Origin of the sequence: Methanosarcina barkeri 3, assembly GCF_000970305.1 — an archaeon.
GTDB classification, from domain to species: Archaea; Halobacteriota; Methanosarcinia; order Methanosarcinales; family Methanosarcinaceae; genus Methanosarcina; species Methanosarcina barkeri_A.
This window is the reverse complement of record NZ_CP009517.1, coordinates 1135227-1156131: the sequence shown is the minus strand read 5'-3', so window position 1 is coordinate 1156131 and position 20905 is coordinate 1135227. Positions and strand designations below refer to the sequence as shown.

General features: G+C 37.7%; 21 protein-coding genes. 11 read left to right on the top strand and 10 right to left on the bottom strand.

Annotated features, from left to right (window positions below):
• Positions 1 to 10: 10 nt before the first annotated feature.
• The gene (locus MSBR3_RS04630; protein ID WP_048106761.1) at positions 11 to 1141 is read left to right on the top strand and encodes an acyltransferase family protein; all 1131 of its coding nucleotides are present in this window, start codon (positions 11 to 13) and stop codon (positions 1139 to 1141) included.
• 184 nt (positions 1142 to 1325) lie between these two features.
• On the opposite strand, the gene MSBR3_RS04625 is transcribed toward MSBR3_RS04630, so the two are convergent.
• From MSBR3_RS04625 to MSBR3_RS04610, 3 genes are all read right to left on the bottom strand, one after another.
• Positions 1326 to 2846, bottom strand: coding sequence for a lipopolysaccharide biosynthesis protein (locus tag MSBR3_RS04625; RefSeq protein ID WP_230627798.1), 1521 nt, complete (start codon positions 2844 to 2846; stop codon positions 1326 to 1328).
• A 1380-nt stretch (positions 2847 to 4226) separates the two neighbouring features.
• Positions 4227 to 4478 (bottom strand): hypothetical protein, encoded by a 252-nt coding sequence (locus MSBR3_RS04615; RefSeq protein ID WP_048106756.1) that lies wholly within the window; start codon positions 4476 to 4478, stop codon positions 4227 to 4229.
• A gap of 496 nt (positions 4479 to 4974) precedes the next feature.
• On the bottom strand, positions 4975 to 6102 hold the full coding sequence (locus MSBR3_RS04610) for an ABC transporter substrate-binding protein (RefSeq protein WP_196297009.1): 1128 nt from the start codon (positions 6100 to 6102) through the stop codon (positions 4975 to 4977).
• A gap of 522 nt (positions 6103 to 6624) precedes the next feature.
• On the opposite strand from MSBR3_RS04610, the gene MSBR3_RS04605 reads away from it, so the two are divergent.
• Both MSBR3_RS04605 and MSBR3_RS04600 read left to right on the top strand, forming a co-directional pair.
• The gene (locus MSBR3_RS04605; protein WP_329956831.1) at positions 6625 to 7527 is read left to right on the top strand and encodes an ABC transporter ATP-binding protein; all 903 of its coding nucleotides are present in this window, start codon (positions 6625 to 6627) and stop codon (positions 7525 to 7527) included.
• Positions 7524 to 8534: an ABC transporter permease gene (locus MSBR3_RS04600; protein ID WP_230627796.1), complete on the top strand. Its 1011-nt coding sequence runs from the start codon at positions 7524 to 7526 to the stop codon at positions 8532 to 8534. The genes MSBR3_RS04605 and MSBR3_RS04600 overlap by 4 nt, the downstream gene beginning before the upstream one ends.
• 286 nt (positions 8535 to 8820) lie before the next feature.
• Here the strand turns inward: MSBR3_RS04600 and MSBR3_RS04595 are convergent, their stop codons facing one another.
• From MSBR3_RS04595 to MSBR3_RS04585, 3 genes are all read right to left on the bottom strand, one after another.
• Complete coding sequence (locus MSBR3_RS04595) at positions 8821 to 9210, bottom strand: DUF1894 domain-containing protein (protein WP_048106751.1); 390 nt, start codon at positions 9208 to 9210, stop codon at positions 8821 to 8823.
• The gene (locus tag MSBR3_RS04590; RefSeq protein ID WP_230627794.1) at positions 9207 to 9722 is read right to left on the bottom strand and encodes a DUF1890 domain-containing protein; all 516 of its coding nucleotides are present in this window, start codon (positions 9720 to 9722) and stop codon (positions 9207 to 9209) included. Before MSBR3_RS04590 ends, MSBR3_RS04595 begins: the two co-directional genes overlap by 4 nt.
• Before the next feature lie 79 nt (positions 9723 to 9801).
• Positions 9802 to 10080, bottom strand: coding sequence for a MoaD/ThiS family protein (locus tag MSBR3_RS04585; RefSeq protein WP_048106748.1), 279 nt, complete (start codon positions 10078 to 10080; stop codon positions 9802 to 9804).
• Between the two features lie 191 nt (positions 10081 to 10271).
• On the opposite strand from MSBR3_RS04585, the gene larE reads away from it, so the two are divergent.
• The gene (gene larE / locus MSBR3_RS04580) at positions 10272 to 11069 is read left to right on the top strand and encodes an ATP-dependent sacrificial sulfur transferase LarE (RefSeq protein ID WP_048110053.1); all 798 of its coding nucleotides are present in this window, start codon (positions 10272 to 10274) and stop codon (positions 11067 to 11069) included.
• 537 nt (positions 11070 to 11606) lie between these two features.
• Here the strand turns inward: larE and MSBR3_RS04575 are convergent.
• The gene (locus tag MSBR3_RS04575; RefSeq protein ID WP_048106747.1) at positions 11607 to 11963 is read right to left on the bottom strand and encodes a transcriptional regulator; all 357 of its coding nucleotides are present in this window, start codon (positions 11961 to 11963) and stop codon (positions 11607 to 11609) included.
• A 421-nt stretch (positions 11964 to 12384) separates the two neighbouring features.
• Here MSBR3_RS04575 and nifS point away from each other — a divergent pair, with 421 nt between their 5' ends.
• From nifS to MSBR3_RS04560, 3 genes are all read left to right on the top strand, one after another.
• Entirely contained in the window at positions 12385 to 13542 is a 1158-nt protein-coding gene (gene nifS, locus MSBR3_RS04570) for a cysteine desulfurase NifS (RefSeq protein ID WP_048110051.1), read from the top strand.
• Positions 13543 to 13677: 135 nt separating this feature from the next.
• On the top strand, positions 13678 to 14067 hold the full coding sequence (gene nifU, locus MSBR3_RS04565) for a Fe-S cluster assembly scaffold protein NifU (RefSeq protein ID WP_048106746.1): 390 nt from the start codon (positions 13678 to 13680) through the stop codon (positions 14065 to 14067).
• A 60-nt stretch (positions 14068 to 14127) separates the two neighbouring features.
• A complete protein-coding gene (locus MSBR3_RS04560) occupies positions 14128 to 14859 on the top strand; it encodes a HesA/MoeB/ThiF family protein (RefSeq protein ID WP_048106745.1) in 732 nt (243 codons plus the stop codon).
• Positions 14860 to 15358: 499 nt separating this feature from the next.
• Here MSBR3_RS04560 and MSBR3_RS04555 read toward each other — a convergent pair whose 3' ends face one another.
• The 3 genes from MSBR3_RS04555 to MSBR3_RS21355 form a co-directional block, all read right to left on the bottom strand.
• Positions 15359 to 16813, bottom strand: a complete 1455-nt coding sequence (locus MSBR3_RS04555; protein ID WP_048106744.1) for a flippase — start codon at positions 16811 to 16813, stop codon at positions 15359 to 15361.
• Between the two features lie 108 nt (positions 16814 to 16921).
• Positions 16922 to 17095: a hypothetical protein gene (locus MSBR3_RS20010; RefSeq protein WP_155396723.1), complete on the bottom strand. Its 174-nt coding sequence runs from the start codon at positions 17093 to 17095 to the stop codon at positions 16922 to 16924.
• Between the two features lie 624 nt (positions 17096 to 17719).
• Positions 17720 to 17851, bottom strand: coding sequence for a hypothetical protein (locus MSBR3_RS21355; RefSeq protein WP_268989116.1), 132 nt, complete (start codon positions 17849 to 17851; stop codon positions 17720 to 17722).
• Positions 17852 to 17974: 123 nt separating this feature from the next.
• Between MSBR3_RS21355 and MSBR3_RS04550 the strand changes: the two genes are divergently transcribed.
• The 4 genes from MSBR3_RS04550 (at position 17975) to MSBR3_RS04540 (ending at position 20896) form a co-directional block, all read left to right on the top strand.
• Positions 17975 to 18994 carry a polyphosphate kinase 2 family protein gene (locus MSBR3_RS04550; RefSeq protein ID WP_048106742.1) on the top strand — a complete coding sequence of 340 codons (1020 nt, stop codon included), beginning with the start codon at positions 17975 to 17977 and terminating at the stop codon, positions 18992 to 18994.
• 343 nt (positions 18995 to 19337) lie between these two features.
• Positions 19338 to 19706, top strand: a complete 369-nt coding sequence (locus MSBR3_RS04545; protein ID WP_048106740.1) for a pentapeptide repeat-containing protein — start codon at positions 19338 to 19340, stop codon at positions 19704 to 19706.
• Positions 19648 to 19845, top strand: a complete 198-nt coding sequence (locus MSBR3_RS21710) for a pentapeptide repeat-containing protein (RefSeq protein ID WP_394297718.1) — start codon at positions 19648 to 19650, stop codon at positions 19843 to 19845. Before MSBR3_RS04545 ends, MSBR3_RS21710 begins: the two co-directional genes overlap by 59 nt.
• A gap of 586 nt (positions 19846 to 20431) precedes the next feature.
• Positions 20432 to 20896, top strand: coding sequence for a hypothetical protein (locus MSBR3_RS04540; protein ID WP_048106739.1), 465 nt, complete (start codon positions 20432 to 20434; stop codon positions 20894 to 20896).
• Positions 20897 to 20905 lie beyond the last annotated feature (9 nt).

Sequence of the window (20905 nt, the reverse complement as noted above, 5' to 3'; positions counted from 1 at the left end):
TTGGATTAATATGAGACTTCATTGGATTGACACTTTAAAAGGAATTGGAATTATACTTGTAGTGCTTGCACATTACAGTTTACCGATATCATTTGACACTTACATATTTTCATTCCATATGCCGCTCTTCTTTTTTATTTCAGGATTTTTATTTGACTTTGGTAAATACGCAGAATCAGCTTCAGTCTTTGTGAAAGAAAGATTCAAATCTCTTATCGTGCCTTATTTCTGCTTTGCAGTAATAACCTGTATTTTTTGCTTTTTGCTGGATGAATTATATACACCAAAAATCACAAGTATCAAGTTTTTTGAAAATAGCATGCTTCATGGAATTTCTCACATTCTTGTCGCATTTGGTCCTGCTATTTCTTACAACCCGCCTCTATGGTTCCTGACCTGTCTTTTTGTAACTGAACTCCTTTTTTATGTACTGGCAAAGAAGTACTATGGAGAGCCAAGAAGACTTGTATTCTGGCTTATTATAGCCGGAGTAACCGGGTATCTCTACCCGGCTTATGTGCCTTTCAGGATACCCTGGAATATAGATGTAGCTCTGGTTGCAATAGTTTTTTATGGAGCTGGAAACCTATTCAGAAAATTCACAGAAACAGAATCAAGATCCAGTTTCAGCTTGAAACTGGAGTCAGGATTTATAGAGAAGCTCTCCAAAATCGAGAGATATCTACCTTTAATTCCTGCTCTTTTGAGCCTGTTATATCTAGGATACCTTCTGAAGTTTCCAACAGATGACAAAGTTAACATGAACGTTTTAAAATATGGAGATTTCTTTTCGTTTTACTTGTTTGCTTTCTCAGGAATATTTACCTCTGTTTACCTTTCCAGGAAATTTGTGAATTCAAAGGTATTTGAGTATTATGGGAGAAATAGTTTGATAATACTTGCACTTCATTTTCCTCTAAAAGATGTCCTGATAAAGCTTGTAATAATCCTTTTGGGTGTCGACACTGAATATATTCATTACAATGCTGGGTTTGCGCTGGGCTTGACTGTGCTGAGCCTTATCCTTTTAGTACCTGTTATCTCTGCTATTAACAATTATTTCCCCTTTATACTGGGTAAAAAAGGCTCATACAAAGGTTTTGAGAGTATAAAAGCACGTTTTAGGAAGTCTGTAGACTAGATCATGTTCAAAATGGATTAAAAATCCAATCTTTAACCTGCAGTATGAAGGACAGACCATAGAAGCAAGAATATTCTGCCTTTACTTAAAAGCCTTAATCTCCAGGTCTTTCAAAACACTGTTTTTGCATGAAACCTCTCGCTTTTTAGGAAGCTTACATTTTTGATTGTTTTGATTCAACTCATCAGGCTCGAAGTTCTTTAAGTATTTTTTTCACACTTGTATCAGTTTTTAAAATATACAGGTAATAAATGCCGATAACCATACCGGAAAAAGCAACAAGCAAAATCGGGTTTGTTTCTCTGATTTTCAGGGCAACAAGAATAATTCCTGCAGGGACAAAAAGAATAAAATTTGAGAATACGATTTTCAAAGCTCTTGAAATTTTTACTCCTGAATAAGACATCATCTTCAGGCAAAGGTAGCCGTATACCACAATTCCTGATATTGAAAAAAGAATAAGTGCTATACGTGCGCTTCCGAGCAGACCGCCGATAATAAGTGAAAGAAAACGTGTAATTAGGTTAAAAAAATTATAACGAAAACCAAAATCATACTTTTCAACTACAAGATATATTCCGGATAGTGGAGATGAAATAAACCAGACAAAAGCCCAAAAACCAAGGATTTGGGTATAAACCCCTGCTTCTGCCCATACTTTTCCGAAAATCACAGTAAAAACATCACTTCCTACAATTGTCAGGACTAATATCGGAAACATACCTATTATTACAAGAACTTTAAATACATTTTCCGTAAGTGTAGAGAGAGTTCCCCTGGATAAGGCTCTTGATGCCCTCTGGAAAAAAACCTGTGAAATCGAGCTGCCAATTAAACTCATTGGCATCTGAATAAGTCGAAATCCAAAGGAATAAAAACCAACGATTGTAGGAGAAAAAAAGGCTGAAAGAAGGAAAGCTGGAAGCTGCCAGGAAATCGAATTCATAAGGGCTGAAAATGAGTCTACAAGTGGAAATTTACTATATCTTTTAAGTACCTCATACATTTTTTTCCAGTTAAGACTCTTCCGGATTAGGTTTCTGTCATCTCTCCAAATCTGCCCTGCAAGTATAAATGTTGCAACAGACTGACCAGTAAAGCTGCCTATTATTAGGCCCGTTGGGCTATTTTTTTTAAAAGTTCCTACAATTATCTGTACTGCAGTAGACGAAACGGAACTCGAGATTCTTGAAAAGGATAATCTCCTGAAAAGTTTGGTTCTTGAATTCCAGCCATTCAAGGCAAGAAATATTCCGTTTACAAGAACAAATGGGGGCACAAGCCAGAGGTAATTTCCTATTTGAGGAGAATTCAAAATATTAATTATAAGCTCTTTAAAGAACCATATTGTTGCCAGGGTTAAAATGGTTACAACTCCTATTGCAAGAAAACTTACTCCTAAGAGATTTATGGCATCCTCATCCAATTCAGGCAACATGATGGAGTACTCATATCGCATGCATATTATAACGCTGATAATGCTGACAATAGAACTATATAGAGCCCATACCCCAAAATTTTCAGGCTGGTATAAGCGGGCTAAAACAGGGACTAATAAAATAGTAAGAATTTGAGCAAAGGTTGCCCCGCCTGTAATTGTCAACACATCGAAAGCAAAGCTTTTCTTCTTGCTATTATCAAATAGCTTCTTTACTTCATTTACTGTCGTCTCATCCATATTCAGTACCTTAAACGAAGTTTCCATTTGAGCTGAACTTTGGTTCTTATCTAACAGTTAATTAGATTTACAAAGTTATATTGTTAACGGTGTTACTAAAATGCCTGCAGAACATAAACACTAAAAAAGCAATGAAGTCATCATGAGTTCTCATAAGCTTTCCTATTTGCGCAGTTTTAACTTATTTTTGCGCATTTTTCCCAGAAATGATTGAAGAAGAGCCAAGCAACATTAGGAAAGGGATTATATTAACAGGAGAAAAATTTCAGGCACTGAAGCTTGGATTTTTAGCGTGAGCCCCGAAAATGGACTAAGAAGAGAAAAAAATCAGGTATATAATTGCTCAGCTATGAAGAAATTCTTAAAAAAGCCAAGAACTATCATATAGCAGCACAGTCTTTTTATTCTGGTTCGAATCTAAGTGTCCCTTTAATCTCTTATCTCTGCAGAAGAATCTCTAAGCTAAGACCCGAACTCAGCCGGTATAAATGGATCTGCAGTCCACTGCGTAGCCTTTTCGTCATCTCAGCATTCCTCTCAAGTTTTTTACTTTTTGAGTCTTCAATTTATACTCAACACCCAGCAAAAATTCACTATTATAGTATCTATTCCGATTTATCTAGCACTGCGATTCCAAAGTGTGTCACAAACCTGACCTTTGAATAGATCTATTGATTAACGAATTTCTGTTAAACAAAGAGTTTATTTTGGAATCTATGTACTAGTATTTTCTAATAAAGAACGGTATAATTCTTTCTTTGTTGTTTAAGAAATATGAAAATTGATATTATTTTTGTGAATTTCTGTGGATGTGGATTGTATAAATGATGTTATGTCTGTTTGACATACTGGAATTTTATGTTAATATGTTGTGGGTTATGCAAACGATTTTGTGTATTTTTTAGCAACTGAGGTTTCCATATTTAGCTAAGCAAGTTCAGAAATTGTTAAACTACTCTTGCAGCCCTTAAAGCTTTCAGGTTAACAATTTGCTGTACATCTACCTAGATTTGAACCTCTTTTCAAAGGTGAGTATCACCTCCTTTATTTTTTTACCTCTCGTGGATTCAGTTTTCTTTGTATCTTCAGAAAACTCTTAGACAGCCTCTCCGAATGTTTAATCTCCAAATTTTCAGGTTGTAGAGTGAAGTTGGTCGGCAATTTTGTAGCCTTCTATCATTCTACAAACGCTAATTCACAATTGTGAACTGACAATCTATAATACTCATTGTTAGTATAAAAATCCCTTTTTTACGGCAAAAAGTGCCTGAACTACCTTCAAGCAAACTATTAACTCGGTATCAATCTATTAGAAAGCTCAATTTTGCTCATAATATTGGAACACAAAAAGAGTCTCTACTTTACCAGTGCAGAAAGCCTTATTCAAAGGTCGAACCTCAACCTGGGTCATAGATTCACCTTTTGAGAGCTAGTAGTGTTCCTGAGAGTCTTGATATCATGTGTAGAATCATTTGTATCATTCGAAGTATTCGTAGAAAAGTTCTCAAAACCACTGCAGCAATCAACAATAGGTGGAGTATAGAAATCCTGTAATCTCCTCGAATCCGACGAGCTATCGGGTTTTAGTAGCATTAAAAAGATGCCTGCAAATACAAAAATAGCACACAGACACTCGATAAGTAAATATTTTTTATCCATCAGTTCCTCCACAGATGTTTTTTTGGCCAGTAACAAAAACTACCATTGGAGGCTTAATAACAGTAATAAGGGATTTATAAATCCTTTTTTAAGTAAATATTGCCTTGATCTACACATAAACCGTTTTGTTTCGGCAAAAGTGTCTTGATTCCTTTTACTTTTCCTTCAAACTGATTTCTCTACAATATAGCGAATATTCTGTAAATTTGAATCCTCATCTTTGAATCCAGCTTTGAGAAAAGGTTTACTTCCGCATTCGTGTAGGAGCTGATTCACTAAAACCAATAAAAATGGAGATGTCTGCTAACAAGTCCACAAACAATAATATAGCCTCTTCTGCTTTATGCAATAAAAATAAAATGCCAGTAAATATGAAGAGTATACATGTCAGTAAATATGAAGAGTATAATACTCTTCATGATTACGACTATAGTTTCCTTAATTTCAATGATTCTTCTTGTAAAAGATTCATTCTTAAGGCGAGCAATAACTGCGGTCATGTATTCATTTCTTTATATTCCGACAGCAATTTCTGGTAAAATTGGTCGTCAGGATTCTCCGCAATTAGCTCTTCAAGGGCCTCTTTGTAGACCGTATTGTCTATATGGTCCTCGATCTTGACATCCGTATCTATGTACCCGCTGTCCTTCATCATCTGATAGTATTCCTTCACACCATTTGTATTGGGATCAGGCGACGCATAGAAGTAATTACTCCAGGTTGACTGGCGGATAGCCTCTTTGTCGACCTTGACATACTTCTGAATATCATCTACGGATTTATTTTCGTTCTCACTGAATAACTTATATGCTCTTATCAGGCCCTTTTCAAACTTCACGTAAGTATTCCTGTCTTTATTCAATGTCCCGGTTTTCAAAGCAATCCGGCAGCATGGATGGTTATCATAGTACTGATATGAGTATGATGCTATGGACAGTCCCTGCTGCTGTGCAAGTATTTCATATGGAATCCATATTATCCCGCCGTCGGCTTTTCCGGTCTTTACTGCCTCCAACACTGCATTGGGTGAACCTAACTCGAGGAAAGTTACATCATTTTTCCAGTCTATGCCTGCTTTCTTCAGTGCGGACTTGTAGATCAGGTCTCCATTGGACATGGTTATTGTCGCAATTTTCTTACCTTTCCAGTTATTGAGGTCTGCAAGAGCCTTTGAATTCTCAGGAGCAGTTACCAGAAACTGGCCTTCACTCATCAGCCCGCCTATAATTGTAATATCGGCCCCTTGCGCAATGTAAGTGGCAGGATCGGATGTCCCCGCTCCTACTGTATCGAGCTTGTTACCAAATAATGAATTATAACCCTCTGTGCCTTTTGTGAACTGATATAGTTCCACGTTTAAGCCTTCTTCAGTCCAGAAACCCTCTTCCTTTGCTATGAAAATAAGTGCGTCCCCGTTTGAAGGCAGGTATCCGTGCCTTACAGTCTTGAGTTCAGAAGTTGAAGTATTAGTTGAAGTATTAACACTCTGTTCAGCAGGAATTGAGGTATTCACTTCCTGTGAACCGCCTGAATTCGAAGAGTCTACCTGGTTAAGCAGAACTGCGCTAATGCCTGCAAACGTAATTAAAGCAATAAATATCCCGAAAATATATTTTTTATCCATAAGTACCTCCATCGAGTTTCTTCTGGCTAATGCCAAAAAACCATTAACTTGAGGTGTCCATAGGATAATGAGGAATTTATAAATCGATATTCGAGTAAAAATAGCCTTTAATTATACAGAAACTGTTTAATTCAGGCGAAATTGCCGCATTTTTCAGCTTTTTTCCTCCTTTAAAGCTGCTTTTACCGCAAAAAACTCAAAATCGAGATATTTCTGCCAATAATGGCTTAATTCTCAGCATATAAATCCCTTGTTTTCGTGCATATATCATACATCTTCGGTTAATGAAGAGTCATAACCCGGATGCATTTTCACAATAGTTTCCTGAAATGTATCGTTGCTTTCATTAAGACATTCATGAAATTTTTTCAGTTTTGCTAGGCTGAAATTGTGTATTCATCTCGGGCTATGAAAATAAAATAAGCAAAAAACAAGAGGCAAACTCAGATGCAAAGGCGACAGCTTTCAGTCAAGATTATCCTGTAATCTATGACTTGAGGCAATATATGGTGTAAGGTATGAATTATAAATCAAACCTATGTCTGGAAAAAATCGCATATAAGATTTCCTTCCCTTTCGGCTTTAAATTTTTACGGAGGGATCAAAACGGCAACAATTGATCTGAAGAACATCTCACTGACCTATGGAAATAACGGCTCAGGCCATAAAGCCCTATCAGATGTTAACCTTAGCATAGGAAATGGAGAGTTCACTTCACTGATTGGTCCATCAGGCTGCGGAAAAAGTACGCTGATTGATGTAGTCTCAGGACTGCGTTTTCCATCCGAAGGTTCTGTCCTCATAGATGGGACCCGTGTAAAGGGACCGGGAACTGACCGGGGTACCGTGTTTCAGGATTATTCACTCTTTCCCTGGATGACCATATTTGAAAACATCTGCTTTGCGATTGAACACGCAAAAAATGTTGGGGAACCCAAAGAGATAGAGAAAACAGCACAGAAGTTTCTTGAGCTTGTAGGGCTTGAAAAATTCAAGGATGCATATCCAGGTACCCTTTCAGGTGGAATGAGACAGAGGACTTCAATCGCCAGAATGTTTTCCATGGATCCTAAAGTCTTCCTTATGGATGAACCCTTCGGAGCTCTTGATTCCCTCAACAGAATATATATGCAGGACCTTCTTTTGCACCTATGGTCTGAAGGAGAACAGCGCAAGACAGTTCTTTTTGTTACTCATGATATAGACGAGGCCCTTTTGCTATCAGACAGAGTTGCTATCATGACGCCTTCTCCAGGGTGTATAAAAGAAATAATCAAGGTACCGTTCCATCGGCCAAGGCTCCGTAAGGACCTCAGTATTGATCCCAATTACCTTGCTCTAAAGTCACACCTGCTTTCTATATTATATGGGGATACGGTAGAAGATACCAAAAATCAGGAAAAAGAATTGAGGAGGGTTATATGATGTCAGAAAATAGCTTTAGCTTAGGCACTATAATTGGAAGAAGTGGCATAATATCCAGTAACGGCTTCAGGTCAGTAGCTATTTTTGCCATTTTGTTTGCTACTCTTATTATGACAGTGGGATTTCCGGATTCACCTGATCAGGCGGTAAGTGACAATAGGGCATTTGTTGCCTTTCTTCTTCTGATTACGACTATATACGGAGCAAAAGTGTACTTAAATTATGAAAAGATTGTTTCGACCACCGATATATTTCTAATTATTTCCCTGGGATTATTTCTATGGGAATTGCTTTTTGGAAAACTTTCGCTGCTTGATTCTTTCATCTTTCCAGGTCCAGCGAAGGTTTTTATGGTCTTTCAGACCGATACCAAACAGATGATAGAAGGAATTGTTAGTTCTTTGGGCATCCTTTTTGCAGGGTACTTTCTTGCTCTTGCCCTTGCTATTCCAATAGGACTTTATGCTGGCTGGAAAAAAAGACTGTTTGATGTAACTTATCCTATTGCAAAAACGGTATCCCCTATTCCGGCGACCGTATATCTGCCATATTCTCTCGTGCTCTTGCCAACCTTCAGGGCTTCTTCGATCTTTTTAATATTTATAGGAGCATTCTGGCCCATCCTTGTTGGCTGTGTTAATGGAGTGTTTTCAGTAGACTCCCGTCTCATCAACTCCGCTCGCACACTCGATCTTTCGGATTACCAAATGGTAAGGAAAATCTTATTGCCTGCTGCACTGCCGTCTATATTTTCTGGTGCAATGATAGGGCTAATATTGTCATTTATTACACTGACCGTGGCTGAAATGATTGCGGCAACATCAGGTCTTGGCTGGTATATCCAGTACTACCATCAGTTTGCAAACTATGATAAAGTGACCGCAGGCATGATCCTTATGATAGCGGTTGTTATAGGGATCATGAACATTTTTGACCGCATCCAGAAGCACTTTTTACGCTGGCATCCTACATATGGAGAAGGGGAGAGCTCTGCTGCCTCTCTTTAATTATTCAAAAACATTGGCATTCTGGAGGATCTTAATTTAATAGGACTTACGCAGTTGAACTGAAGAATTAACATCATCAGACCATTGACCATTAATGGTCTAAAACTTGATTTTAATCTACAGTCGTTGTCGTAATTGATTTTGTAGTATAAGTGCGTAAGTCCTATTTAAATGAGATATTCTCCAAATTAATTTGAGATCCTCTTTGTCAATACCATATATGCGAACATTAATTTATTTCAAAACTATAAAATTCTGTAATTTACTTCTGTTATCTTTATTGCGGTCAGCTTTCCAGATCTTCTTTTTTCCACATATCCTGGTAGCTAGCTGCGGATACTTTGGAACTTTCAGGAGATTTGCTTTTCTTTAATGAGGTCGGATCCTTTTGTTTCTCCGATTCCCTGAGCCGACTTATCTCATTTACACTGTCTTCGCTGTCTATGCTCAGGACAAAGCTTCCGTGGCAGGGTTTTGTATAGGTAAAAATTAGAGTATTGCCTTTCGCCCCAACCGCAACGGGTGGGATCCCTATTATATAGTAGTCCTTGAAGATTTTGTACCCTGGGGATACATAGTAAACCTCGTCCGAATTTTCCTCAATATACTCTCTAGCGTCCTTGAAACTTGTTTTTTCCAGGTGAATTGTATACTTCATTTGCTCAATACAACTCATTTCGTGACCTCCTCAGTCACTTTATCCAGTTTGTTCTTGAGGCGAACAGGGTTGTGAACATCCTGCGAGACAATCTTTTCACAGTCGAACTCTATGGTTTCGGCCAGACCTTCGGCGTTCCTACCAAAAACTATAGAGTACATCCTGGCTTGGGAAATGGAGCTCATCGTCGTTGCATAAGTCATTCCGGCATCGTTATGCATAAAGGAGAAGCATACGTCGAAATCCGTCCTTTTTTCAATTATATCCGCTATGGTTTTATCAAGATCTACCAGCCTTTTTACATAATACCCGTCGGAATCAGACACCTTCAAAAGTTTGCTTGCGGCAGTTGTCCCGGCAACAGTTACATCAAATCCCAGTTTGGTCAGCTTATGGGAAAGATACAGGGCAATACTGGTTTGAATTGGGACCTCGGGACATCCCATCATGAGAAGCACTTTTACACCGGTCACGAAATCATCTCTTACATATTTTGATCTGCAAAAATGGATTACAAGGTCAACCCTCAAATTCAACTTTTGTAATTAAGATTTCCTTGGAAACTGATGTTTTTCCTTAGATTATTTTCTTAATCTTTTTCGTTAAGGATTATCCTCCTGAAACTGGAGAAAGAAGTGTAATTTCGTCTCCTTCTGAAAGTATGAGAGAATCAATATCTTCTTTGAAAACCCGTGCACCATTCATCATCAAAACCAAATTACCGTGCAGCTCTCCGTCCCTGGAAAAAAGCTGATCTTCGGATTTTCCGGCTCTCTTGCGAAGAACTTTAAGAAGTTCGCTCATTGAGGTGTCATCCTGGCATTCAATAAGACTGTCAGCTCCTAGAACGTCCTTTATCTGAGCAAAGGTTTTTATTCGAATTTTCATGTTTCCTCTTTAATGTTTACATTTTTGTCTCACTTTTGAATCTGGAACTCTATCTTCACTCTCGTTTTCTGGACAAAAGTATTATTACTAATAATGTCCATTTTAAAACATTCACAATTGTGAATGTTCTTGGAAAATTTAACCTTTCCGGTATAGTCAAAAAACTTAACTTTAAAGGTCGGTATTCAGTCATGGAAGATGAAAATGTACAGGATGCGTTGCTCAAAGAACTTGCAGGCTTAGAGTATTTACTTGTTTCATATTCAGGAGGGATAGACAGTACTTTGCTTGCATTATTTGCACAAAAGGTACTTCAGGATAAGGTAAAATGTGTACTATTTGATGCGCCTCTTGTCCCCAGAAGAGCGATTAAGGAAGCGAAGAAAAACGCACGCAAGTTCGGGTTATCCTGCTCTATAATTCCATTTCCTATTCTGGAAAATGAAGAGTTCAGGAAAAATAGCCCTAATCGCTGTTACATCTGTAAAAAACAATCTGCCAGGATATTAAAAGATCAGGCTGAAAAACTGGGGATTTCAAAAATAGCTGATGGAATTAACGCTTCCGATCTCGATGAATATCGCCCAGGACTTCAGGCAAGTAATGAAGAAGGAATACTTCATCCTTTTCTCTCACTTGGAATCCAAAAGAAACAGATAAGGCAACTGGCTCAAGAATGCGGCTTTGATTTCTGGAACAAACCATCAGCTTCATGTCTTGCATCACGAATTCCATATGGGGAGGAAATTACAGTTGAAAAGCTACAAATTATAGAACACGCAGAAGATTTGCTGCACGATTTGGGGTTTTCAAATCTGCGTGTAAGACTGCATGGTAAAATTGCAAGAATCGAGCTGCTGCCCGAAGAATTTGAAAAAGGGGTAAACATGCGAGATAAAATATTAGAGGTATTGCAGGACTGTGGTTTTTCTTATATTGCCCTTGATCTTAAGGGATATAGAAGTGGGAGTTTGGATGAAGTATTGTGAACTGAATATTTCACGGCTGATTTTCAAAATACCCCGATACCTCCATTATAAAGATGATGGGAAAACAAACTCTGTTACCAAGCTTTTCTAAGAGCTGAACTTTGTCTTATGTAAGGGAGGTAACTAAATGTGCTACTAAGCTTGGTCACAACTTCTGCAGTTGTGTGCAGTGACAATATAAAAAGAGAAATCAAATTTTTGTAACTGTCCAGACTGGACAGGGAAACACTATATAATCTACAGGAAATTCACAATTGTGAATCAATTTTATGTTTAATATAGTTATCGAGAAATTTCTATACTAAAAACCGTATATAAGAACAAAAAGAATCAGACAGCAGGATGTAAAAAATAATGAAGAACTGGAAAAACATTAAGGGATTGGAAAATCAATAAAAGGACCTAAAAACAGTAAAAAGACCGAAAAACAATAAAAAAGCTCTAAAATCAATACATTACCTGGTAAAGTCCGACTTTATACTTCTGATTTTTCTATATCTTCAACTTTACCTTCAAGTTTTACCTACTGTTTTACCTTCAAGTTTTATCTTCTGTTTCATCCTCTGCATGTTCTTCCTGACCGCAACCGTTATTGCACCTATTTTCAATTCCTCTGGCACTTACACAGATCTCACAGATTCTCGCTACAAAGTCATCAACTCTGTTCTCAATCAGGTCCTGAGCAAGCTTTTCAATCAATTCTTTAGTTTCGCCCTGAAACTCGATTCTGTATCCTCTTTTTCCCGAAATATACTGGGAAACTGCCGATGGGGCAATCTCCAGCAACTTTGCAGATGCTGCCTGTGACTGTCCTTTTTTTACGAGTTCGATTGCAAGACTGGCCCTTATTGCGGGGACCAGATCCCACACAATCTTCTGACACGGAGTTTCCATAATTACCATCACTTATTAAGATATTACAATTTTTGAAATTTCACAATTGAAAACGAATATGTCTGGCATACATATAAATTGTTATCATTGGAAAAAACAATAATGAGATCCTCAGACAGCTCTATGAGAAATAAAGCTCAGAGAAAAATGGCTTGATTTTTAACAATTTAAAAAGTTTCTGAAACAATTCAAAAGAGTTTCTGAAAGGATTCCAGGGTTTCTCCTGTCTGTAGGCTCCTGGATTACTCCTGTCTGTAAGCTCCTGGATTCCTCCTGTCTATATTATAGGTTCCTTGACTCTTCCTGTATATCTATAATTTTTTCCTGGTATCTTACGATAAAACTTATATATTCACAATTGTTATTGGTTATTCACGATTGTGAAGGTGTGAGTGTGACCACTGAAAAAAAGACCATTTACATGGACAACTCAGCTACAACTCCTGTAAGAAAAGAAGTTGTCGAAGAGATGCTTCCTTACATGACTGAGAATTTCGGAAACCCTTCTTCGATTTATGAGATCGGAAAAATCTCAAAACACGCAATAGACAAAGCGAGAAAAAAGGTTGCCAATGCTCTCGGGGCTGAAGAAAACGAGATTTATTTCACATCAGGAGGCACTGAATCCGATAACTGGGCAATCAAGGGAATAGCCTTTGCAAACCGGAGTAAAGGAAAACACATAATCACCTCTTCTATCGAGCACCATGCAGTCCTGCACACCTGTGCCTGGCTGGAAGGGCAGGGCTTTGAGGTAACATACCTGCCTGTAGACAAATACGGAATGGTATCCCCTGAGGAAGTGAAGAAGGCGATTCGAGACGATACCATCCTTATTTCCATAATGCTTGCAAACAACGAAATAGGGACAATCCAGCCTGTAGAGGAAATAGGAAAAATCGCTAAAGAGAACCGAATCTATTTCCATACGGATGCCGTGCAGGCAATAGGCCATATTCCTATCGATGTCAATAAAATGAATATTGACCTTCTGTCACTTTCAGGTCATAAATTCGAAGGCCCAAAAGGCTGCGGAGCCCTCTACATTCGAAAAGGGACAAAAATCGATACTCTTCTTCACGGCGGGGCTCAGGAAAGAAAGCGAAGAGCCGGAACTGAAAATGTCCCTGCTATTGTAGGCCTTGGAAAAGCCATAGAGCTTGCAACAGCCGAAATTGAAGAATCAAATAAAATTCTGCTTGAGTTGAAAGAGCGCCTTATTGAAGGTTTTTTGAAAATCCCGAAAGCTCACCTCAACGGGCATCCCATAGAGAGGCTTGCAAATAACGTAAATGTTACGTTCGAATACATAGAGGGTGAATCACTTTTGCTGTTATTGAACGCAAAAGGAATTTTTGCGTCTACTGGGAGTGCATGTAACTCTTCTTCTCTCGAACCTTCACATGTGCTTACGGCTTGCGGAGTCCCGCACGAAATCGTTCACGGGTCACTGAGGCTTAGCCTCGGAAGGATGAATTCAGAAAAGGATGTGGACAGGGTACTTGAGGCTGTGCCTGAGATCGTGCAGAAGCTAAGAAACATGTCCCCACTTACCCCCAAAGATTACAGGACTATTTGAGGGGCAACTGTTTACGAGATTGGATTAACTGATGTCGTTTTAAAAGTTTTATTACTATTGAATATTTTTGAGTGACTGAAAACTGAGATATAAAAACTGAGATATAATTGGAGAAGTAGCATTGGAGGACCGTTCATGGACTACAGCCTTAAAGTAATGGATCATTTTTCAAATCCGAGAAACATGGGGAGTATTGAGGACAGTGACGGTGTAGGAGAGGTTGGAAATGCGAAGTGCGGAGATATAATGAAAATCTACCTCAAGGTTGAGAATGATAGGATTTCAGACGTTAAGTTTCAAACCTTCGGGTGCGGAGCTGCAATTGCATCAAGCAGTATGGCAACTGAAATGATTAAGGGAAAAACCCTGGAAGAGGCCTGGAAACTTTCAAATAAAGCTGTTGCAGAAGCTCTTGACGGACTTCCTCCGATAAAAATGCACTGTTCAATGCTGGCAGAAGAAGCAATACATGAGGCAATTAATGATTATCTAAAGAAAAAAGGGATTGAGCCGTGGGATGAATAATCCTGGTTCTTATGATCGATCCCTGGAAACTATAGGACATTAAAATCCCGGAGCATATAAATGGAAAAATATACAGCAGAGAAATATATCAGGCAGATAATGCTTTTTGGGGAAGAAGGTCAGGAAAAACTAAAAAAAGCAACAGCGCTTGTTGTCGGAGCAGGAGGGCTTGGATCTCCTATTTCCACTTACCTTGCAGTTGCAGGTGTTGGGAAAATAGTACTTGCAGACTTTGATTCTGTAGAACTTAGCAACCTCAACAGGCAATTTCTCCATCATGAAAAGGATGTTGGGATAGAAAAGATTAAATCTGCAGAAGAAAAACTCTTTTCCCTGAATCCAGAAATAAAAGTCGAGACTATCAGGGAAAAAATCACGGATGAAAACGCAGACTCAATAGTTCCTCCATGTGATATTATAATAGATGCTCTTGACAATTTTGATACAAGACACGTGCTGAACAGATTTGCAGTGAAACGGAATATACCCCTGGTTCATGGAGCAGTCTCAGGATACAGAGGCCAGGCAACAACAATAATTCCGGGAAAGACGCCATGTCTTTGCTGTATTTTTCCAACTTCCTTTAAGAAAGAAGTATTTCCGGTACTTGGAACTACTCCAGGAGTAATAGGAGCTATCCAGGCTAATGAAGCGATTAAGTATCTGACAGGGCAGGGAGAGCTGCTGGAAAATCGCCTTTTGTTATGGGACGGGCTTTCATGCTCTTTTAGTGAACTGAAGATTAATAAATCTGAAAATTGCCCGATATGTGGGGTTAACAAAAAAGAATGAAGTTATTCCTGAATTAATTTTTCATTCGTTCTTCATTTCCTCCTTAATTTTATCATTTGTCATTCGTTCACCACATATCTTACTTTCCGTAGATGTCCTTACAATTTTCACAATTCTTTCCGTTATCGTTTTTCTGGTAACTGGATATGAAGTAAGAAGAAAATATTTTTAAAATATCCTTCAATTTTCGACATTTTTACCTTCAGTGAAAACTTTCAGATGGATTTTCCAAAACTTCAGTTGAGAAAATAACAGGAGAGTTTAACAGGAGATTTTTGAGAAATTCTCCAAAACCGATAGCAGGGAAATTGTTGTTTTTTTGAGAACATCTGCGAAAAGTCGGACATATCATTCATTTCTTAACTTTATCATTTGTTATTCATCCATTCTTTAAATTCGCCATTCTTCTGGAAAACGAGTTAATGGAAGATGAGTTAATTATAGAAAAGATAAAAAGATTTAAAGTTGAAAGTGAATCAAGACGCAGTCCTACTTTTAATTACACTCTTGGGGGAGTATATTTTATCACCGCAGAAAGTTCGCATTTGCTGAAACCACCGATAATAAGCATTAAAGAGATATAGATAAATGCTCCCAATGCTGCTACTCCAAAAAGTTCATAGACGTTTGAAATAGCAAAGTGAGAAACAGACAGATACATCCCAAAAGAGGAGAAGACACTTTTTGCGATGTCATAATAATAATAGTCAAACACAAAATGCTTCCTAGATACGTAGATACAGAGTACAATCATTAAAAAATAAGAGATCAGGGTTGATAGTGCTGCTCCTACAAAGCCAATAGAAGGTATGAGCAAAAGGTTTAGTAATATGTTCGAAACTGCAGCAATGATATTAATGTAAGTAGCAGATTTTGTTTCTTTTACAAGAAACATTATATTGACAAAGATTTGGAAAACTCCTGCTAAAAGACCTGAAAGTGCAACAATTGGGATTACAAGCCAGCCTGAAAGGAAGTCTTGAGTCGTAAAAATTCCGAGAAGAGGCTTTGCAAGAGCAGAAAGGCCAAAAACAGCTGGAACGGTAATAAGAAGGAAATATCTCAATGAATTCGATAAGTAGATCCTCACCTGATCAAGTTTGTCTTCATCGAATAACTTTGAAAGTTCCGGGAGAAGAATAACCTGAAGAGGAGTTACAAGAAGCTGGATGAGAGTTCCAATGGAATAAGCTGCTGAATATATACCTGCGCTCCCAAGACCCAGAAAATAAGTTACCAAAAATCTGTCACTGGACGCTGTGACCCACGTTACAAGAGCACTGGGAGTTAAAGGGAATGAGAATTGCAGGTACTCTTTTATGTGAGTAAACCTGGGAATAGTAAATCCTATCTGCGATACGATTGTCACAAGAGAAATTATAAAAATAAAGCTCTGTACAAGCAGGGTTGCGACTATCACACCTAAAAGTCCGTACCCCAATTTAATAAGGACCAGGATAAAAAATAACTTTCCAAATGTTTCGAGTAGAATAAAGTAAGAATATCTTTTAATCTGCCTGAAAACTCTGAAATAATAAAGAGATATTGATTCGACTACAGTCAGGAGGATCAAGGCGGAACCTGCCTGGATAAAATAAGTCGCTTCAGGATCCTTGAAAACAACGGTTGCGAGAGGCTCTGCAAATATATAAACTAACAAAGAGGCCAGGAAGCCAGAGATCGCCACAAAGAAGAGAATAGAATATAAAGCTTCTCTTATCATCTTTCTGTCAGTTTCAGAAGATAAAAACCTGACAAACCCCATGGAAAGACCCATAAGTGCAACTGAAGAAACAAGAGATACAATAATATTGATCTGGGCCCAAAGTCCGTAATCATATGTTCCAAGGGTTTTTGTGATTATCGGAAGTAGGAAGAAAGTTCCCAGGCTAGTAAGTACCTGAACTGTCCCGATAAGGCCAACGTCTCTTACAAACTTTCGATATGACACCATGTCACCTAAAAAGAATCTGTTTTTAACTATTTTGATTGTGAGTTCATGAAGATAACCTGCTAGAGTTTATCTCGCAATTTTATTCACTCACTATCCAAAATCTGATATTTAAACCCTTTTGAACGTTTGGTAACCCTGGTGAATTTTCAGTTTCACAGTACAAATTTTCAGCGTCTCAGTAAGAAGGCTTTTTACAATTACAAGCTCACTCTCTGTCTGGTCATTGCCTGTGACTACAATATCCAGAAACCGATTAGGTATAGAGTTTGCAATTTCAGACATATGAAATGTCCCTGAGAAGTGGATACCTAAAAGATGTGCACTTTTATGATATCTAACTCCTCTGTCTTGCTCATTCTATTCTTACTTTACTTGAAACTGAGATCTACTGAGCTCTATATATAGCTACTCGATTTAGTTTTATGTACCTAATGTAAAAAATGATTAATAAATACACTATGTTTTGTATTTAGTTATACTCTTAAAAGAAAAACTCAAAATTAGATAATGTATGTGGGTTATTGAAAAGTAGAAGTAACAGGGTCGCTCTATTTTTCTCAAAACCTTGGAAAACTTACTTCTCAGAATAAATCAATTATTCTGGACACTACTATTTTTTATTTAAACCATATAAACCTAATTAATATATCAACAAAAATAATGAAGTATATTGAAGAAAGAAAAATAACAGATATTCCACTGGAAATAAAGGGGTTTTGAGTTTCCAATATATTTTTCTGTAAATTTTTGTTTATCTGCATTCCTTACGAGTTCAAATTATATTAAATCATGACGCCTATAACGTGTTTAAAATTATAGCGTGTTTAAAATTAAACTTGGTTCTATAATTGGGATAAGACTTAATCTACTTGAACTGAAAAACAGTAGCATTAAATTGTTAAATATTTAGTGTAAACTCAAATTATTACGCTTACTATATTTGTTTTTGGCTCCATACGTCGAGTATATAACTCCTACGAAATAACCTATAAGGTCATAGGTATCTAAATTTCGGAAAATCGCTGCTTCATCTGTCATACTGACCACATTGACAGCACAGACGATGCTATGAGTCCCACCACTTAAACATCTAGGGATGACTTTAGTAAGTAACAAGTCTTGAATATTAAATACAGGAAGTAATACAGAGGGAGTTAAATTATGGCAAACAGAATAGAAGAATTGCTGGATGTCCTGAGGGTTCCTTCCGGCAAGAAAATCAACCTGAAAAAGGACTACAATCCCGACTTCACCGGTAAATGGGTGAAAAAGGAAGAGGCCAAAGAGGCCCTGACCGAAGGCATCAAGATTCTGGCCGAGATGCAGGACAAACTCTGGGCTCAAGATCAATATGCACTACTAATAATTCTTCAAGCCCTCGATGCAGCAGGCAAGGACAGTACCATCAAGCACGTAATGTCAGGCGTCAATCCACAGGGGGTCGATGTTCACAGTTTCAAGGTTCCCTCAGGTGAGGAGCTTGATCACGATTATCTGTGGCGTAACTTCAAGGCCCTGCCTGCTCGTGGCCGTATCGGAATTTTTAATCGTTCTTACTATGAAGAGGTCCTTGCCGTACGCGTGCACCCTGAGTTTCTTGCTGGCCAAAAGCTTCCCCCATCGCTGAAGGACAAAGATATCTGGAATCGGCGCTTCGAGGAGATCAATAACTTCGAGAAATACCTAGTTGACAACGGCATCATTGTAGTAAAGCTCTTCCTGTATGTGTCTAAAGAGACACAAAAGGAGCGTTTCCTGGAGCGGGCGCTGGAGCCGGAAAAGAACTGGAAGTTCTCCGCAGCCGATATGAAAGAGCGGGCTTTTTGGGACGATTATATGGCAGCCTACGAAGACATGTTTAATCACACAAGTACTGAGTGGGCTCCCTGGTACATCGTGCCAGCCGATCATAAGTGGTTCACCAGGCTGGCTGTGGCGGCTGTACTCTACAGCACTATGAAGAGCCTCAACTTGGCCTATCCTACTGTCAGTGAGGAGCAGAAAGAAGCTTTACTTGTGGCTAAGGAGGAACTTGAACACGAGGACGGCGGTCTGAAGGATAAAGCCTTCATAAGGGCTGAAGTAAAGGCTGTCACCGATCCAGACACTCTGGCTGCTAGCAGCAAGGTCAGCAAGGAAGAAGTTAAGAAAAATAGTACGAAAGGCAAGAAAAACATGTAATACCTTTCCATGCGTTTTCGGTTAAGTGAGGAATTGTGACAATTGCGTCAATTTCCTTAACATTTGCCAAATATTTTAATAAATTACAAGCTGGGAAAAAGTATCGATTTCATGCAAATAGGCCAAAATTTAAGACTTGCTTCTAGTACAAAATCTATGGCTTTCAGGCAAGAAAAATTCCTTAACTATAGTACATATTCATACTATTCCAAAAGTTCTATATAGTGTAACGTATATTTCCTCTATTATTTTTAAAGTTTTAAACCATATTGTTAAACTTTTAGAGCACAAAATGGACTGTGGGTTTATTTAATTTTAAGAGTAGAGGAGGACAGATTGTCAAATGACAATTCTTACAGAGGTTGAAATTAGTGAGGCTAACCTCAGAGAGTCTAACTTTGAAAAAATGATACTTAAAAAAGCTAATCTTGTGAGAGCTGACCTTATGGAAGCTAATCTTAAAGAAGCTAGCTTCGAAGAGCCTGACCTTAAAGAAACTCACCCTGAGATGGCTAATCTAGATGGAGCCAACCTCACAAAAACTAACTTAAGAGGAACTTTTCTCCCAATAGCTCAAATTAGAGAAGCTAAATTAACATACGTTTACCTTGAGGGAGCCAAATTAGTAAAGAATCAGCTAGCAGGAACCAATCTTGTGGGAACTTATCGTTTTATGGCAAGCCTTGCAGGAACTAACCTTTCCAGGAGCTAACCTTGCAGGAACAAACTTCACAATGGCCGACTTGGAGGAAGCTGATCTACTAGGAACTTATTGTTTAGCAATTGGTCAGTTATCTAAAGTTAAAAGACTTCGCAATGCAAAACGGACAAAGAACTCCTTATACAATTAAAAATGAGATACCCCTCTCTATTATAAAGATCTAATAATTGAAAGTTACCATTTTGATATCCTTCTACTTCATTTCAAATAAGTGTCTGAACTATATGGAAGTTATCTTTAAGGAGGTAAACGCATTGTAATAACACCAGTAGTAAAAACTGTTTTTAGAAATGGGTTAGAGTTTTTCGATATTTATTTGTGATTGTTCTGCCACTGGTAGTAATAGCATTTGCAACATTGAATGCAGAAGTATCTGCTGTTTGTGGGATAGGCAGGTACTTTGATTTGGTGGAGTCGCTGCTGGTTTACCTTTTGGTTATAGTTGAATGAGTTTTATTAGCACATAAGTGTCTGTAAATGCAATCATATAATTAATTAAACTAAATATGTAACGTAAGTGCTTTTGATCGTTAGATGAAATTTAGATTACGTTGGTTTTATGAGTTTTATCTTTTAGAAAAATCACTAATAGTTTAGTCATACAATATGAAGAAGTTGTAAATGAAATTCATGGAAATTTTCGCAAATATGGCATATCAATTTAAAGTATTTTAGAAATTTTATAAAATGGCAAAACAGATATCAAGAGGGATAAGATGAAAGAAAAAACTAAGTTGTCAGAAGATACTAAGTTGTCAGAAGATACTAAGATGTCAGAAGATACTAAGATGTCAGAGGATATTAAGATGTCAGAAGATACTATGTTGTCAGAAGATACTAAAATATCAGAGGATACTAAGATATCAGAAGAAATCAGTAAACTTAGATTAAACATAGCAAAATTTGAAGAGATAGTGAACAAAGCAAATGTTACAAAAGGAAATAAAAGAACTCTTTTGAAGGAAGCAAAAGAAGGCAAATTTTTACCAAAGAGTGAAATAAAAAAGTTTTCTACTGACATTGGAAACTTTGACAAAATAGCAATAGATAAAGGTTTAATAAAAAAAGCTAAATCTAAATTAATAAAGTTAGAGCTTGAAATGGCCCTCAAAGAATATACCACGTTACAAGACGAATATGCAAAAACTTATTCTGAAATTGAGAGTCAAATTACCCAGTGACTTCAAACA

What these genes read in the sequence shown, in the direction of transcription:
- MSBR3_RS04610 (WP_196297009.1), bottom strand. Translation starts at nt 6,102, where the DNA reads ATGGATAAAAAATATATTTTCGGGATATTTATTGCTTTAATTACGTTT.
- MSBR3_RS04555 (WP_048106744.1), bottom strand. Translation starts at nt 16,813, where the DNA reads ATGGTGTCATATCGAAAGTTTGTAAGAGACGTTGGCCTTATCGGGACA.
- MSBR3_RS04630 (WP_048106761.1), top strand. Translation starts at nt 11, where the DNA reads ATGAGACTTCATTGGATTGACACTTTAAAAGGAATTGGAATTATACTT.
- MSBR3_RS04595 (WP_048106751.1), bottom strand. Translation starts at nt 9,210, where the DNA reads ATGAGTTGTATTGAGCAAATGAAGTATACAATTCACCTGGAAAAAACA.
- MSBR3_RS04540 (WP_048106739.1), top strand. Translation starts at nt 20,432, where the DNA reads ATGAAAGAAAAAACTAAGTTGTCAGAAGATACTAAGTTGTCAGAAGAT.
- MSBR3_RS21355 (WP_268989116.1), bottom strand. Translation starts at nt 17,851, where the DNA reads ATGACAGATGAAGCAGCGATTTTCCGAAATTTAGATACCTATGACCTT.
- MSBR3_RS04615 (WP_048106756.1), bottom strand. Translation starts at nt 4,478, where the DNA reads ATGGATAAAAAATATTTACTTATCGAGTGTCTGTGTGCTATTTTTGTA.
- MSBR3_RS04560 (WP_048106745.1), top strand. Translation starts at nt 14,128, where the DNA reads ATGGAAAAATATACAGCAGAGAAATATATCAGGCAGATAATGCTTTTT.
- MSBR3_RS04545 (WP_048106740.1), top strand. Translation starts at nt 19,338, where the DNA reads ATGACAATTCTTACAGAGGTTGAAATTAGTGAGGCTAACCTCAGAGAG.
- nifU (WP_048106746.1), top strand. Translation starts at nt 13,678, where the DNA reads ATGGACTACAGCCTTAAAGTAATGGATCATTTTTCAAATCCGAGAAAC.
- nifS (WP_048110051.1), top strand. Translation starts at nt 12,385, where the DNA reads ATGGACAACTCAGCTACAACTCCTGTAAGAAAAGAAGTTGTCGAAGAG.
- MSBR3_RS20010 (WP_155396723.1), bottom strand. Translation starts at nt 17,095, where the DNA reads ATGTCTGAAATTGCAAACTCTATACCTAATCGGTTTCTGGATATTGTA.
- MSBR3_RS04585 (WP_048106748.1), bottom strand. Translation starts at nt 10,080, where the DNA reads ATGAAAATTCGAATAAAAACCTTTGCTCAGATAAAGGACGTTCTAGGA.
- MSBR3_RS04575 (WP_048106747.1), bottom strand. Translation starts at nt 11,963, where the DNA reads ATGGAAACTCCGTGTCAGAAGATTGTGTGGGATCTGGTCCCCGCAATA.
- MSBR3_RS04600 (WP_230627796.1), top strand. Translation starts at nt 7,524, where the DNA reads ATGATGTCAGAAAATAGCTTTAGCTTAGGCACTATAATTGGAAGAAGT.
- MSBR3_RS04550 (WP_048106742.1), top strand. Translation starts at nt 17,975, where the DNA reads ATGGCAAACAGAATAGAAGAATTGCTGGATGTCCTGAGGGTTCCTTCC.
- larE (WP_048110053.1), top strand. Translation starts at nt 10,272, where the DNA reads ATGGAAGATGAAAATGTACAGGATGCGTTGCTCAAAGAACTTGCAGGC.
- MSBR3_RS04625 (WP_230627798.1), bottom strand. Translation starts at nt 2,846, where the DNA reads ATGGAAACTTCGTTTAAGGTACTGAATATGGATGAGACGACAGTAAAT.